Origin of the sequence: Haloferax elongans ATCC BAA-1513 (assembly GCF_000336755.1) — an archaeon.
Classification (GTDB): Archaea; Halobacteriota; Halobacteria; order Halobacteriales; family Haloferacaceae; genus Haloferax; species Haloferax elongans.
In genome coordinates this window covers 408,616-422,648 of the sequence record NZ_AOLK01000015.1, presented here as the reverse complement: position 1 = coordinate 422,648, position 14,033 = coordinate 408,616, and the positions used below count along the sequence as shown (strand labels likewise).

Genomic DNA, 14,033 nt, shown 5'->3' with positions numbered 1-14,033 from the left:
CGCCGGAACCGCCGAGACGCCCCGTCAGCACTGGACGAACAGTATCCAACCATCGTCCCGGACTGTGCGCTTCGAAGCACCCCTGACGCACGTTGACGTTCGTAGCCTAAGGTAATGGTCGTTATTCTAACCATATGAGAACGTCGCCGCGTCCGGTACCCTGATACTATCCCCTGACGACGCCCGGGTATGGACGCCCACATCTCGCAGTCTCGCGTTCGGGGTCGAACACGAGCACCTCCGTCGAAGAGCTACACGCACAGAGCCATTCTTGCCGCCGGATACAGCGACGGCGCGGTCGTTCGCGACGCGCTCGTCAGCGCCGACACGAAGGCGACAATGCGCGCTGTCGAGGGCTTCGGCGGCAGTGTCGACCGCGAGGGACAGACGGTCGAGGTGACGGGCTTCGACGGCCGACCCGAGACGCCAGCAGACGTCATCGACTGCGCCAACTCGGGGACGACGATGCGACTCGTCACGGCCTGTGCCGGACTGGGCGAGAACCTAACTGTCCTCACCGGCGACGAATCCCTCCGCTCGCGCCCACAAGGTCCGCTTCTCGAAGCCGTCTCCGACCTCGACGGCCGTGCGGAGAGCACACGACGAAACGGACTGGCTCCACTGGTCGTCGGTGACGGAATGACCGGCGGCACAGTCGAAATCCCCGGCGACGTCTCCTCGCAGTACATCACGGCGCTCCTGATGGCCGGGGCCGTCACCGACGAGGGTATCGACGTCGAACTGACGACTGAACTCAAGTCTGCCCCGTACGTCGATATCACGCTGGAAGTGCTGGCTGACTTCGGCATCGAAGCCGAGCGAACCGACGAGGGATTCTCGGTCCCCGGCGGGCAGTCGTACCGCCCGACTGGCGGCGAGTACAGCGTCCCCGGCGACTTCTCGTCGATGTCGTACCTCCTTGCAGCGGGTGCAGTTGCCGGTGCCGAGGGCGACTCTGTCGTCATCGAAGGTGCACGCCCCTCCGCGCAGGGAGACAGCGCTATCGTCGATATCGTCCGCGACATGGGCGCAGAAGTTGATTGGGACGAAGAAGCCGGTGAACTGACCGTCTCACCTGCCCCGCTCTCGGGGATTACCGTCGATGTCGGCGACACGCCCGACCTCCTGCCGACGATTGCGGTCCTCGGTGCGATTGCCAACGGCGACACGGTCATCGAGAACTGCGAACACGTCCGGTACAAGGAGACAGACCGCGTCAGCGCGATGGCCGAAGAACTGTCCAAGATGAACGCCCACGTCACAGAAGAGCAGGACCGCCTCACCATCCACGGCGGCCAGACCGACCTCGTCGGTGCCGACGTCGACGGTCGCCACGACCACCGTATCGTCATGTCGCTGGCCATTGCTGGCCTCGTGGCCGACGGCGAGACGACCGTCGCCGGGTCGGAACACGTCGACGTGTCGTTCCCGAACTTCTTCGAGACGATGCGCGACCTCGGCGCTGACGTACGCGAAGACTGAGCTTCCACGACAGAACCTTTTTCCCGACACCGTCCGGCGAATTCGTCATGCAGTTATCGGACCCGTCGGCACTGCAGGAGCGCCAGCAAGACGGCGAGTATCTTCTCCCGGCGTACGAGGACTGGTGCTTCTCCCGGATTCCGGGCACCGTCGCCGACCTGCTCGGTGCCGACGTTGGACCGCGACTCCCCGAAGCGGCGACCGACAAGTACGACGATATCTCCCGTGTCGTCGTCTTCCTCGTCGATGGCTTCGGTCTCGCGCAGTGGGACGGCGAGCGCGAACGAATTCCGTTCTTACGCGACTTCGAACGCGCCGGGGCGGTACAACCGTTGACCACCATCTTCCCCTCGGAGACGGCCGCCGCGATGAACACGTTCCACTCCGCGACCCTCCCTGCCGAACACGGCGTCGTCGGCTGGAACGTCTACGAACCGGACGCCGACGAGATGTTCGAGGCGCTTCCGTTCCTCCGAAAGGACGGTACCGAACCCGAGCGCATCGACATCGAAGACGTAGCCAATGCTGACCCAATCTATCCCGAACTCGAAGCCGCGGGCGTCGAGACGCACCACGTGACGCCCTTCCCGTCGGAATCCACGGTTCCGCACACCTACGACGCGGAAGACCTCTCGACGTTTTCGGACGCCTTCGATGAGGCGGCCGCGGAAGCGTCGGACCCGTCGTACATCTTCGCGTACCTCCCGCAGACCGACGCCACCGCCCACGCCGAAGGCGTCGATTCCGAGGCATACCGAAAGATAACTGCGGAGACGTTCGACCGGGTCGCCGCGGCCATCGACACACTCGCCGAGGAGACCGACGACCACGGCGAGACACTCGTCTGTCTCACCGCCGACCACGGACTCATCGACACCGACCCCGAGCGTAACGTCGACCTTTCGGCACCGCCGTTCGACCTCGTTTCGGACCTGAAGGCGCTCTCCGACGGGACGCCGATTCGATTCTCGGGCAGCGCCCGGAACGCCCACCTCCACCTCCGACCGGACCGAATCGACGACGTGTACGACACGCTCACAGCCGAACTCGATGCGAAAGTACTCCGAAAGCAGGAAGTGCTCGACGCCGACCTCTTCGGGTCGAATCCGTCTTCAGTGTTCGAGCGACGACTCGGCGACCTCGTCGTCGTCCACCGCGACCTCAGCGTCTGGTACGGGGACGAAGCCCGAGACAAACTCGACTACATCGGCATGCACGGTGGCCTACACCCCGACGAGATGCTGATTCCCTTTGCGACGGCGACGCTCGACTCACTGGCCGACTGAGTCGTCAGAATCCGCATCTCCCGGCCCCGAACCGGTCACGCCCGTCTTCTTCACAATTGCGTCGGTCCACCAGAGTTTGAGCACCATCACGCCGAGCGTCCCGAGCACGGTTCCGACTGGCTTACGGCGAATCGCGGACGCGAACGCGTAGAAGGTGACCGGGATGTTGAGGACGTTGAGGACGTTCGGGTAGTCCAGTCCCATCGTACCTCTCCCTTCGTCTAACCACTCACGTTCGGCGAGGACGATGCGACTGAGGTAGTTGTCGGTGCGTTCCGGGCGCGAGAACAACACTGGGTTGACGGCGATGAATGCCAGCGTCGCGGCGAAGAGTTTCGCGTCGCGTCGGTAAATGGCGTACATAAACACCGGATACACGAGGATTCTCGTTCCAGCGCTCCACGGGTTGGCGTGGCGCTCCCAGAACGTCGCTTCGAGACGGTCGCGGAGGCTCCCGTCGGTTGTCGATACCATAGTAGTGCGTTGCCCGCCATCGGTTATGAACCTCCGTGAGCCGAGACACTTCAGCGATTGCACCGTTCCGAACGACGATTGCACCTATCTACAAACACTAAATGGGCGGCCCCCCGAGGGTCCGGTAATGAACGGGAACGAATTCGGTCGCCTCTTTCGGGTGACCACATACGGCGAGAGTCACGGCGACGCCATGGGCGTCACTATCTCGGGGTGCCCTGCGGGCGTGGAACTCTCCGTCGAAGACGTACAGAAGGAACTCGACCGACGAAAACCGGGCCAGTCGATGATTACGACGAGTCGTGGCGAACCGGACGCCGTGGTCATCAACTCGGGGACGCTCGACGGGTACACGACGGGCACGCCCATTGGGATGGTCGTCCAGAACAAGGACGCCCGCTCGGGCAAGTACGAATCCTATGTGACCGCTCCGCGTCCGTCGCACGGCGACTTCACCTACTCGGCGAAGTTCGGCACGCGCAACTGGGGCGGCGGCGGGCGCTCGTCTGCGCGCGAGACAGTAAACTGGGTCGCCGCGGGTGCCGTGGCGAAGCAGGTCCTCGAACAGAGCGAGTACGACATCGAGGTCAAGGCGCACGTGAACCAAATCGGCGACGTGGAAGCACCGCCGGTCACGTTCGAGGAGATGCTCGAACACACCGAAGAAAACGACGTGCGGTGTGCCCACCCCGAGACGGCCGAGAAGATGATGGACGTCATCGAACAGTACCAGACGGAAGGCGACTCTATCGGCGGTTCTATCTACTTCGAAGCGCAGGGCGTCCCCCGCGGCCTCGGCGCACCGCGATTCGACTCGTTCTCCGCGCGACTCGGGCAGGCGATGATGGCTGTCCCCGCCGCGACGGCCTTCGAATTCGGTCTCGGCCGCGAGGCCCGCGAGTGGACCGGCTCCGATCGCAACGAAGACTGGGAGTTCGACGAGAACGGCGACCCGCTTCCCGTCGGCAACAAACACGGTGGCATCCAGGGCGGCATCACGACGGGACAGCCAATCTTCGGGGAGATGACGCTTCACGCGCCGACATCGATTCCGAAGAAACAGCACACGGTCGACTGGGAGACGGGCGAGGAAAAGGAGATTCAGGTCGTCGGCCGCCACGACCCGGTGTTGCCGCCACGGGGTGTGCCCGTCGTCGAGGCGATGCTCTACGCGACGATTCTCGACTTCATGCTCCTGTCAGGCCACATCAACCCGGACCGACTCGACGGACAGGTCGGTGAATACGACACAACCTATCACCCGTCGAGTCCCGAAAACCAGTAGATAACTCCATTCCGAGTTATCGTTTATCGGGTTGCGGCAATTTCTGAATATCCGTTTGTCCACTTTTCGGGAGGCATCTGACCACCAATTTAGGAATATTAAGTCCTTCATTATCTTTTCTTGTTAATCCATAGCAAAGTCTTTAATCGAACCCCCACCAAGTCATCAGATAGCGCCCCAGCGGGGCCGTGAGCTCAAATATGACTGACCACGAACTTATCTGGCGCATCGCAGGGGGTTCCGGTGACGGTATCGCCTCGACCAGCCAGAACTTCGCCAAAGCCCTGATGCGAGCGGGGCTACACGTTTTCACGCATCGCCACTATCCATCGCGCATCCGCGGTGGCCACACGTACACCGAGGTCCGTGTGAGTGCGGACCCGATTCAGTCGCGTGGTGACGGGTACAACTTCCTCCTCGCGCTCGGTGACTCCTTCGCTCGAAACCCGAGCGAGGGTGCTTACTACGGCAACGAGGAGATTAAACCGCTCTCCGAGAATCTCGACGAACTTGCCGAAGGCGGCGTCATCGTCTACGACTCCGGTCTGCTCGACGCCTCCGAAATCGAGAACTTCGACGAGCGCGTCGAAGAGAACAACTGGCACGTCTACGACATCGACCTTCGCAGTATGGCTCGCGAGCACGGTCGCGAAGTCATGCGTAACACCGCCGGTGTCGCTGTCACGTGCGCCATCGCCGACATCGAGCCGGACGTCATCAAGAGCCTGATGTCCGACGCGATGCCGGACAAGATTCTCGAACCGAACCTCGAAGTCTTCGACGACGCCTACGAAACTGTCCAGTCCGAGTACGATGTCGACACCCCCGACGTGTCGGCACCGACAGGCGAACACGACGAAGAGCAGGTTCTCATCTCCGGTTCTGACGCGATTGCCTACGCCGCTATCGACGAAGGTTGCCGTTTCATCTCGGGTTACCCGATGACCCCGTGGACGGAAGTCTTCGTCATCATGTCGCAGAATCTCCCTGAACTCGGCGGTATCTCCGAGCAGGTCGAAGACGAGATTGCGGCCGCCGCGCTGGCGATGGGTGCGTCCCACGCCGGTGTGAAGGCCATGTCCGGGTCGTCCGGTGGCGGTTTCTCGCTGATGTCCGAGCCGCTCGGTCTCGCCGAGATTACCGAGACGCCGCTCGTCCTCGTCGAGGCCATGCGCGCCGGTCCGTCGACGGGTATGCCGACGAAGCCCGAGCAGTCCGACATGGAGCACGTCCTGTACACCTCGCAGGGTGACTCCCACCGCATCGTCTTCGCACCCGGCACGGCTGCCGAAGCGTACGACCAGACGCGCAAGGCGTTCCAAATCGCCTACGAGTACCAGATTCCGTCTATCGTCCTCTACGACCAGAAGCTCGGTGGCGAACTCTCGAACGTCCCGGCGTCGGTCTTCGACGAAGAGCCGAACGCGGACCTCGGCTCTGTCCTCTCGGAAGCCGAACTCGAAGAGGCACCGCACGACGATTCGGGCAAGTACCAGCGCTACCAGCACGACACCGAAAACGGTGTCTCGCCGCGCTCGCTGCCCGGTCAGAAGGGCGGTCGCTACCTCGCCACGGGTAACGAACACATGCCCGCGGGTCACATCTCGGAGGACCCCGACAACCGTATCGCCCAGATGAACCGCCGCATGCAGAAGGTCGAGTCCATCCGCGAGGAACTCGACGAAGACGGCGAGTTCAACACGGTCTACGGTCCGGAAGACGCCGACTACGGTCTCGTCACGTTCGGTAGCCAGCAGGGTACCGTCGAAGAGGCGGCAGCCGAACTCAACGAGAAGGGCCACTCGGTCAAGGTCCTCGGTGTCTCCGAACTGATGCCGTTCCCGAAAGAGCAGGTCAAATCGTTCCTCGACAGCGTCGACGAGGCGCTCGTCGTGGAGATGACGGCGTCCGCGCAGTTCCGCGGACTCGTCCAGAAGGAACTCGGCGGCTACGGCGACAAGATGTCGAGTCTCCTCAAATACAACGGGAATCCGTTCGAACCGCTCGACATCGTCGAAGGGTTCGAGACGGCGCTCCTCGAAGGCGAGGCGCTCCCGGACAACCGTACGAAGTTCGTCCCCAAGGTGGGTGAATAATCATGAGTGCATTCAGCGCAATCGGTGAAGAAACGGAGAAAGACCAAAACGAGTTCACCCCTGGACTCGAACCCCAGCCGACGTGGTGTCCTGGCTGTGGTGACTTCGGTGTCCTGAAGGCTCTGAAGGGTGCGGCGGCCGAACTCGGCCTCTCGCCCGACGAGATGATGGTCATGACGGGTATCGGCTGTTCCGGGAAGCTCAACAGCTACTTCAACAGCTACGGCTTCCACACCATCCACGGCCGCTCGCTGCCCATCGCCCGCGCCGCGAAGCTGGCCAACCCCGGCCTCACGGTCGTGGCTGCCGGTGGTGACGGTGACGGCTACGGTATCGGTGGCAACCACTTCATGCACACCGCCCGTGAGAACCACGACATCACGTACATCGTGTTCAACAACGAGATTTTCGGCCTGACGAAGGGACAGACGTCCCCGACGTCGCCGAAGGGCCACAAGTCGAAGACCCAGCCTCACGGCTCGGCCAAGACGCCGCTGCGCCCGCTCTCGCTGTCGCTGAACGCCGGTGCGTCCTACATCGCACGCACGGCCGCTGTCAACCCGAACCAGGCCAAGGAAATCATCGTGGAAGCCATCGAGCACGACGGCTTCTCCCACGTCGACTTCCTCACGCAGTGTCCGACGTGGAACAAGGACGCCCGTCAGTACGTCCCGTACATCGACATCAACGAGTCCGACGACTACGAGTTCGACAACACGAACCGTGCGGAGGCCTCCGAGATGATGTTCGAGACCGAGAACGCACTCCACGAGGGTACCGTCCTCACCGGCCGGTACTACGTCGAATCGGACCGTCCGTCCTACCAGCAGGAGAAAAAGCAAATCGGCGAGATGCCCGAAGAACCGCTCGCCGAGCGCTACTTCGACGACTCCTACGAGTGGGAACGGTCCTACGACAAGTTCCTCGACAAGCACAAATAACGGCGTTTCACCGTCCGTCGTCAACGGCTTCGGCGTGACGGAGAACCCTTTTCGGATTCGCAAGATATTTTTCTCCCCTTGGAAAACCTGAAGCCATGGAATCCACGTCCACGGAGGGACGCATCCTCGCCGTCTTGGAGGACGACGCGAAAGCGTCGTACGCCGAGATAGCGGACCGGGCGGGCGTGTCGAAGCCGACGGTTCGAAAGTACATCAACAAGCTCGAAGACGACGGCGTCATCATCGGCTATTCGGCTGACATCGACCCGAAGAAGCTCACCGGACAGTCTATCGCCATGGTCGGCATCGAGGTCGCAAGCGAGCGCTACGTCGAAGTCACCCGAGCGTTGAAAGCTCTCGAATCGGTCGAATCGCTGTACACATCGTCCGGCGACCACATGTTGATGGCCGAGGTCCGAGCCTCGGACGGCGACGCGCTCGGCGGCGTTATCTCCGACGAAATTCTCTCTATCGACGGCGTCACCGCTGCGCACCCTTCGTTCTTGCAGGAGCGACTGAAGTAATCGGTACTGTTTCGTCGGCACCCCTCAGGAACCCGTCCGGTGCTTTATTTTCACCGCGCTATCTGAAGCTTCAGGTACGTCCATCTCTAACCCACGACTATGGCGGGGGAGACGCTGCCCGGAACGGAGACCGACGACCGCTCCGACAGCATCGTCCTCCACGTGGATATGGACTGTTTCTACGCCGCTTGCGAGCGCCTTCGAGAACCCGAACTGCGCGGCGAACCGCTCGTCGTCGGCATGGGCTACGAAGCGGGTGAAGGACACGGTGCGGTCGCCACGGCAAGCTACGAAGCCCGAACGTTTGGCGTCGAGAGCGCCCAGCCGATTTCGGCGGCGCTCGACAGACTCCCGCGAACCGAGGACCTCGGTCCCGACGACGACCCCGACGCAGCAGGCTACTATCGCCCGGTCGACCTCGACTTCTACAAGGACGTCGCCGCCGACGTCAAGGAGATACTCCACGACTGCGCCGATGTCGTCCGCGAGGTGAGCATCGACGAAGCGTATCTGGACGTGACCGAGCGCACGGCGTGGGACTACGCCCCGTCTGGGGACCGGACGCTCGCGGAAGGTTTCGCACGATACGTGAAACAGCGCATCGAGCGCGAAGTTGGCGTCACCGCGTCGATTGGCGTCGCACCCAACATGTCGACCGCGAAAATCGCGTCGGACTTCGACAAACCGGACGGGCTGGTCGTCGTTCCGCCCGGCGAGGTGCGGTCGTTTCTCGCTCCCATCCCGGTCGACGAGATTCACGGCGTCGGCCCGGTCACGGCCCGCGAACTTCGGTCGCTCGACATCGAAACTGCGGGCGACCTCGCAGAGGCCGACGTGAGCACGCTTGAGTCGCGCTTTGGGTCGCGAGGGCGCGAACTCGCCGAGCGGGCAAACGGCGACGACGACCGTGCAGTCACGCCCACGGGGCGGCCAAAGAGCCTCTCTAGAGAATCAGCGTTCACCGACCCGACCGACGACCCCGAGGCCAAACGCGACGTGGTTCGCACGCTCGCTGCCGACGTCGCAGACCGCGCTCGCTCTCGCGGAGCGATGTACCGAACGATTGGAATCAAGGTGGTCGTCCCGCCGTTCGACATCAACACGCGGGCGCGGTCACTGCCCGGTCCGGTGGACGAACCCGACCTCGTGACCGACGTCGCACTCGACCTGTTAGACACCGAGTTCGAAACCGAAACGGTTCGAAAGCTCGGTGTTCGCGTCTCTAACCTCTCGTTTTCGTCGGCAGACCAGTCGAGCCTCGACGGCTGGGAGTCCGCAGCGGGCGAGAAAAGCAACAGCAGTGAACGTGACGACGAACAAGAACGCAGCCGGAGTTCTCAACGAGAAGACAGCCAGAGTGCCCAGCCAAAAGACAGCCGGGGTTCCCGACAAAAGGACAGCGTCCACGACGACAGTACCCACGACGACCGCGCGCCGAATTCGAAGCCGCGAGGTCAGTCCTCGCTCGTCGAGTTCGACTGAGCGTCAGCCTCGGGAGCGAGTCCTTGTCCGGTTCGGACTTCGATTCGTGCGCCACCGCCGGCCGCGTCTCGGATTCGGACGTCCCAGTCGTGTGCGTCGGCGATTTCGGCGACGATGGCGAGACCGTAGCCGGTCCCGTCTTCGTCGGTCGTGTATCCGCGTTCGAAGACTGACTCTCGTTCGGCGTCCGGGATGCCCGGCCCGTCGTCTATCACGGCGAAACCGACCTCGTCTTCGAGCCGTTGGACAGTTATCTCTGGTGTCGTTCGGTCGTCCGTGAAGGCGTGTTCTGTGGCGTTCCGAAGCAGGTTTTCGAGGAGGCGAACGAGTCGCGCTCGGTCGCAATGAATCGTCCCGAGCGATTCGGGCAGTTCCAGTGTCGCACCTTCCGCGTGAACGGTCTGCCACGCTTCCTCGACGGCGTCAGCGAGACTGACGCGCTCTCTGTCGAGGACGTTCCGACCCTCACGTGCCATCGAGAGGACGTCCTCGACGATGTCGTCGATGCGGTCGAGCGTGTCGGCGACTGTCTCGAGTCGCTCGTCGTCGATGTCGTCTTGAAGGAGTTCGAGGTTGCCGTGGGCGACGCTCAGCGGATTTCGAAGGTCGTGGCTGACGATGTTCGCGAACTCCGCGAGCCGTTCGTTCTGCCGAGAGAGGACCTGTTTTCGTCGCTTTCGCTCCGTGGTGTCCTGAGAGACGCCGATGATTCCGACGACGTTCCCATCGTCGTCGGTCCACGGAACCTTCGAGGTGAGGTTCCACCGGTCGAGGTTGGACACGTACTCTTCTTTGTCCAATATCGGCTCGCCGGTTTCGAGGACGTGGCGGTCGTCTTCGTAGGCGCGGCGGCGGTGCTGTATCTCCGAGGCGACACACGCTTCGAGGTCGGTCTTTCCGACGAACGATTCGGGGTCGTCGACGAGAGCGGAGCTTACGCGGACGTGTCTGGCCTCGTCATCCTTCACGAAGAGGTGCACGGGGACGTTTTCGAACAGCGAATCGAGAAGCGTCTCCTTTTGTCGTAACTCGATACCGCGGCGGTGTTCGTCAGTCACGTCGAAGATGTAGCCTTCGATGGCGACGGCCTCGCCGTCTTCCATCACGCCGAGGCCCTGTTCTCGAACCCACTTCGTCTCGCCGTCGCGGGTTCGAATCCGGTAGGTTCGGTCGAATCGGTCGCCCGCTTCGACCGCGGCGAGGATTTCGTCCCAGCCGTCACCTCGATGTTCAGGGTGGACGATATCTGCACCCCACATGACCTCGCCGGATTCGAGTTCCGCAGGGTCGTAGCCGGTGAGTTCTCGACAGCCTTCGGAGACGAAGTCCATGGGCCACGCCGAGTCGATTGGCGAACGATACGCGACGCCGGGCATCGCCCGGATGAGCGTCGAGAATCGACGGTTCGACTCTTTTTGAGCTTCTACTGCTCGGTATTCGGAAATCGCCCGCCGAACGCGGTTGGCGAGTAGGACCCACTGGTCGCCTCCGGGGTCTTTCTGGACGTAGTCGGTGACGCCGGCGGCGATCGCGTCGCTCGCGACCGCCTCAGAGCCGTGACCCGTAAAGAGAATGAACGGGACATCACTCGATTCGCGAACTGCTTCGAGCAGTTCGACGCCATTCATGCCCGGCATCTGGTAGTCCGAGACGATGCAGTCGACCGCGTCGGACTCGACCCGGTCGAGTACAACATCTGGTCGCTCGCACGTGTCGATGTGCACTCCGTCGATGCGCCGCGTGAGGTTGTGAGAAACGAGTTCAGAGAACATCGGGTCGTCATCGACGTGAAGAATGGAGATGTCGTCTCCGCCCCCGTCTATCATCGACCGGAACTTGACGTGATTCGTGATAAAACTTGACTCGTCCGGAGGGGAGGAACTATGACCCCCGAAAGAGTCGAAAAAACCGGATGACGGATTCGGACACGGAAACCATCTCGGTAGCCGAGATTAGCGACGGTCCAGGGGGAGTGGGCACCGAAGACCCGGGTACGACGGTCGAATTACCGGTCGTCGATATCTTGACTGGCCGAGGGTTCATCACGGGCAAATCCGGGTCCGGGAAGTCGAACACGGCTTCGGTCATGATTGAGAACCTGTTGTCGTCGAACTTCCCAGTGCTCATCGTTGATACCGACGGCGAGTACTACGGACTCAAACAGGAGTTCGAACTGCTTCACGCGGGCGCGGACGACGAGTGCGACATTCAGGTGAGTCCCGAACACGCAGAGCGACTCGCGACACTTGCACTCGAACAGAACGTGCCGATTATCCTCGACGTGTCCGGCTACCTCGACGACGCCGCGGCCGACGAGTTAGTGACCGAGGTCGCAAAGCACCTCTTCGCCAAGGAGAAGAAGCTGAAGAAACCGTTTTTGATGCTCATCGAGGAGTGCCACGAGTACATCCCCGAAAAAGGCGGGATGGACGAAGCGGGCAAGATGCTCATCAAAATCGGCAAGCGCGGGCGAAAACACGGCCTCGGCGTCGTCGGTATCTCACAGCGCCCCGCGGACGTCAAGAAGGACTTCATCACCCAGTGTGACTGGCTCGTCTGGCACCGCCTCACCTGGCGCAACGACACCAAGGTCGTCGGTCGCATCCTCGGGTCGGAGTACGCCGACGCCATCGAGGATATGGGCAACGGCGAGGGATTCCTCGTCACCGACTGGTCGGAGTCGATTCGGCGCGTCCAGTTCCACAAGAAACAGACGTTCGACGCGGGTGCGACGCCCGGACTCGACGACTTCGAACGCCCCGACCTGAAGTCTGTCGACGGCGACCTCGTTTCGGACCTCAAAGAGATATCCGACGAGAAAGCCCGCCGTGAGAGCGAAATCGCCGACCTGCGACAGGAACTCGAAAAGAAGGAGGCCAAAATCCGACAACTCGAACGCGAGCTAGAGGAAGCCCGCGACCTCTCGCGGATGGCAGACCAGTTCGCACAGGCGATGTTCCAGAAGGCGGAAGCGCCCTATCGCGGTGGCTCGGGGAGAAACCTGAATCGCCCCGAAGAGAAGCAAGCCGCGCTCGGAGAGTACAATCAGAACGCTGGCGAACCGAGTGACGAAGACGTTGCCGAGGCGACAGCGAACGCAGACACCGAGGCTGCCGATGATGCGAGCGAACTGCAAGCCGCATCTGACACGCCTCCCAGACCACTACTGGAAGCTCCCGACGGACCGCCGTGGCCGACCCACGGGTTCGGCCATCTCGAAGATACCACGGCATCCGGGTCCGACAACGAGTTCGACTTCGAGAGCGAGATGGGTGACTTCGAACCGGCGGACCTGCAACCGGCACCGGGTGCACAGGACCGACGCGACGTGGTCGACCGGATGACGGCCGTCGTGAGCGCACTGAGCGACGTTCACCACGGAATGCTCCAGCACTATCGCGAGCGACACGTCTCCGACCCCGTCACGGCGCACGTCGCAGCGGGTGAGACAGCCGACCAGCACCTCGCATACGGGCGAAACAGGCCACTTCGACGGGCAGGGTTCATCCGACATGCCGGACGCGGCATCTACGAGTACGCCCTGCCGGACCTCGTCCGCGACGAGTACGACGACCTCCTCGACCCCGACGAGTTGGCCGAGACGGTCGCGGCTATCGAAGCAGCGTTCCTCGACGAGACCGACGAACCGGACGACTCTGACGCCGCCGACGACCCTGACGCTGCTGACAGTACTGCTGACGAGGCCGAACTGCTGTCCAGCAGCACCACTGAAAGCGACGAGTAGCGTCGTCAGAAAACAGATTCTTCGAGTCGTTTCTACAGGCCCGAGACGAGGTCTTCGAGCGCTGCACGCGGGTCGTCGGCCTTGGCGACGCCGGACGCGAGGAGGATACCGGACGCGCCGAGTTCTTCGGCCGTGACAACGTCGTCGCCGGTGGAGATGCCAGCGCCGCAGTACACGTCAACGTCTTCGTCCACGTTTGCCGCGGAGTCGACGGCGTCGGTGACGATACCGGGGTCGGCAGTCGCGACGGACACGTCGCCGCCGATGAGTTCCGGCGGTTCGACTGCAACCGAGTCAGGACCGAGCGCGGCGACAGCACCGATTTGTCCGGGGTTGTTGCCGCAGACACAGGTCTCCAGACCGGCGCGTTCGGCCGCCTGAATCGACCCGTCGATGTCGGCGAGTTTCAGGCGGTTCTCGGAGTGGTTGATGAGCGTTCCGACCGCCCCCGCTTCTGCGACTGCTTCTGCGAGGGTGCTGCCGGTGTGGCTCCCGTAGTCGTTGGGGTCGACGTGCTGCGCCCACGTCTCGACGCCTGTGTCGGCGACGCGGGAGATGTCTGCTGCCTGTGGCGAGACAGCGATTCGGACGCCGGACTCTTCGGCGACGTCGCGCGCGGCGGTTGCTACTTCGATGGGGTCACACGGGTACGCCTTGAGATTGACTAGGATGAACACACCGGAGGTGGGGTGCGGCGAGACTAATAAATTGGTTTTCG

The 14,033-nt window shown here is 62.5% G+C and carries 11 protein-coding genes; 8 read left to right on the top strand and 3 right to left on the bottom strand.

The window, feature by feature from the left end; all coding sequences use genetic code 11:
* Positions 1 to 189 precede the first annotated feature (189 nt).
* Positions 190 to 1,482, top strand: a complete 1,293-nt coding sequence (gene aroA, locus C453_RS08800; protein WP_008323951.1) for a 3-phosphoshikimate 1-carboxyvinyltransferase — start codon at positions 190 to 192, stop codon at positions 1,480 to 1,482.
* Positions 1,483 to 1,529: 47 nt separating this feature from the next.
* Complete coding sequence (locus C453_RS08795) at positions 1,530 to 2,768, top strand: alkaline phosphatase family protein (protein ID WP_008323949.1); 1,239 nt, start codon at positions 1,530 to 1,532, stop codon at positions 2,766 to 2,768.
* Here the strand turns inward: C453_RS08795 and C453_RS08790 are convergent.
* A complete protein-coding gene (locus C453_RS08790; RefSeq protein ID WP_008323948.1) occupies positions 2,754 to 3,242 on the bottom strand; it encodes a DUF6653 family protein in 489 nt (162 codons plus the stop codon). The two genes, C453_RS08795 and C453_RS08790, sit on opposite strands and share 15 nt — an antisense overlap.
* Positions 3,243 to 3,369: 127 nt before the next feature.
* On the opposite strand from C453_RS08790, the gene aroC reads away from it, so the two are divergent.
* The 5 genes from aroC (at position 3,370) to dinB (ending at position 9,570) form a co-directional block, all read left to right on the top strand.
* Complete coding sequence (aroC, locus tag C453_RS08785; RefSeq protein WP_008323947.1) at positions 3,370 to 4,527, top strand: chorismate synthase; 1,158 nt, start codon at positions 3,370 to 3,372, stop codon at positions 4,525 to 4,527.
* A gap of 200 nt (positions 4,528 to 4,727) precedes the next feature.
* A complete protein-coding gene (locus C453_RS08780; protein WP_008323946.1) occupies positions 4,728 to 6,623 on the top strand; it encodes a 2-oxoacid:acceptor oxidoreductase subunit alpha in 1,896 nt (631 codons plus the stop codon).
* Between the two features lie 2 nt (positions 6,624 to 6,625).
* Positions 6,626 to 7,564, top strand: a complete 939-nt coding sequence (locus tag C453_RS08775) for a thiamine pyrophosphate-dependent enzyme (protein WP_008323945.1) — start codon at positions 6,626 to 6,628, stop codon at positions 7,562 to 7,564.
* 95 nt (positions 7,565 to 7,659) lie between these two features.
* Positions 7,660 to 8,088, top strand: coding sequence for an HTH-type transcriptional regulator LrpA1 (gene lrpA1, locus C453_RS08770; RefSeq protein ID WP_008323944.1), 429 nt, complete (start codon positions 7,660 to 7,662; stop codon positions 8,086 to 8,088).
* A gap of 99 nt (positions 8,089 to 8,187) precedes the next feature.
* Positions 8,188 to 9,570, top strand: coding sequence for a DNA polymerase IV (gene dinB / locus C453_RS08765; protein ID WP_008323943.1), 1,383 nt, complete (start codon positions 8,188 to 8,190; stop codon positions 9,568 to 9,570).
* Here dinB and C453_RS08760 read toward each other — a convergent pair.
* Positions 9,543 to 11,396 carry a hybrid sensor histidine kinase/response regulator gene (locus C453_RS08760; protein ID WP_008323942.1) on the bottom strand — a complete coding sequence of 618 codons (1,854 nt, stop codon included), beginning with the start codon at positions 11,394 to 11,396 and terminating at the stop codon, positions 9,543 to 9,545. The genes dinB and C453_RS08760 overlap by 28 nt on opposite strands.
* An 86-nt stretch (positions 11,397 to 11,482) precedes the next feature.
* Here C453_RS08760 and C453_RS08755 point away from each other — a divergent pair, with 86 nt between their 5' ends.
* A complete protein-coding gene (locus tag C453_RS08755; protein ID WP_008323941.1) occupies positions 11,483 to 13,315 on the top strand; it encodes a helicase HerA domain-containing protein in 1,833 nt (610 codons plus the stop codon).
* 32 nt (positions 13,316 to 13,347) lie between these two features.
* On the opposite strand, the gene tpiA is transcribed toward C453_RS08755, so the two are convergent.
* Positions 13,348 to 13,992 carry a triose-phosphate isomerase gene (gene tpiA, locus C453_RS08750; protein ID WP_008323940.1) on the bottom strand — a complete coding sequence of 215 codons (645 nt, stop codon included), beginning with the start codon at positions 13,990 to 13,992 and terminating at the stop codon, positions 13,348 to 13,350.
* Positions 13,993 to 14,033 lie beyond the last annotated feature (41 nt).

Excerpts from the sequence above, each read along its gene's own strand:
- C453_RS08795 (WP_008323949.1), top strand. The coding sequence starts at position 1,530 with ATGCAGTTATCGGACCCGTCGGCACTGCAGGAGCGCCAGCAAGACGGC.
- C453_RS08760 (WP_008323942.1), bottom strand. The coding sequence starts at position 11,396 with ATGATAGACGGGGGCGGAGACGACATCTCCATTCTTCACGTCGATGAC.
- aroA (WP_008323951.1), top strand. The coding sequence starts at position 190 with ATGGACGCCCACATCTCGCAGTCTCGCGTTCGGGGTCGAACACGAGCA.
- dinB (WP_008323943.1), top strand. The coding sequence starts at position 8,188 with ATGGCGGGGGAGACGCTGCCCGGAACGGAGACCGACGACCGCTCCGAC.
- lrpA1 (WP_008323944.1), top strand. The coding sequence starts at position 7,660 with ATGGAATCCACGTCCACGGAGGGACGCATCCTCGCCGTCTTGGAGGAC.
- C453_RS08790 (WP_008323948.1), bottom strand. The coding sequence starts at position 3,242 with ATGGTATCGACAACCGACGGGAGCCTCCGCGACCGTCTCGAAGCGACG.
- aroC (WP_008323947.1), top strand. The coding sequence starts at position 3,370 with ATGAACGGGAACGAATTCGGTCGCCTCTTTCGGGTGACCACATACGGC.
- C453_RS08780 (WP_008323946.1), top strand. The coding sequence starts at position 4,728 with ATGACTGACCACGAACTTATCTGGCGCATCGCAGGGGGTTCCGGTGAC.
- C453_RS08775 (WP_008323945.1), top strand. The coding sequence starts at position 6,626 with ATGAGTGCATTCAGCGCAATCGGTGAAGAAACGGAGAAAGACCAAAAC.
- C453_RS08755 (WP_008323941.1), top strand. The coding sequence starts at position 11,483 with ATGACGGATTCGGACACGGAAACCATCTCGGTAGCCGAGATTAGCGAC.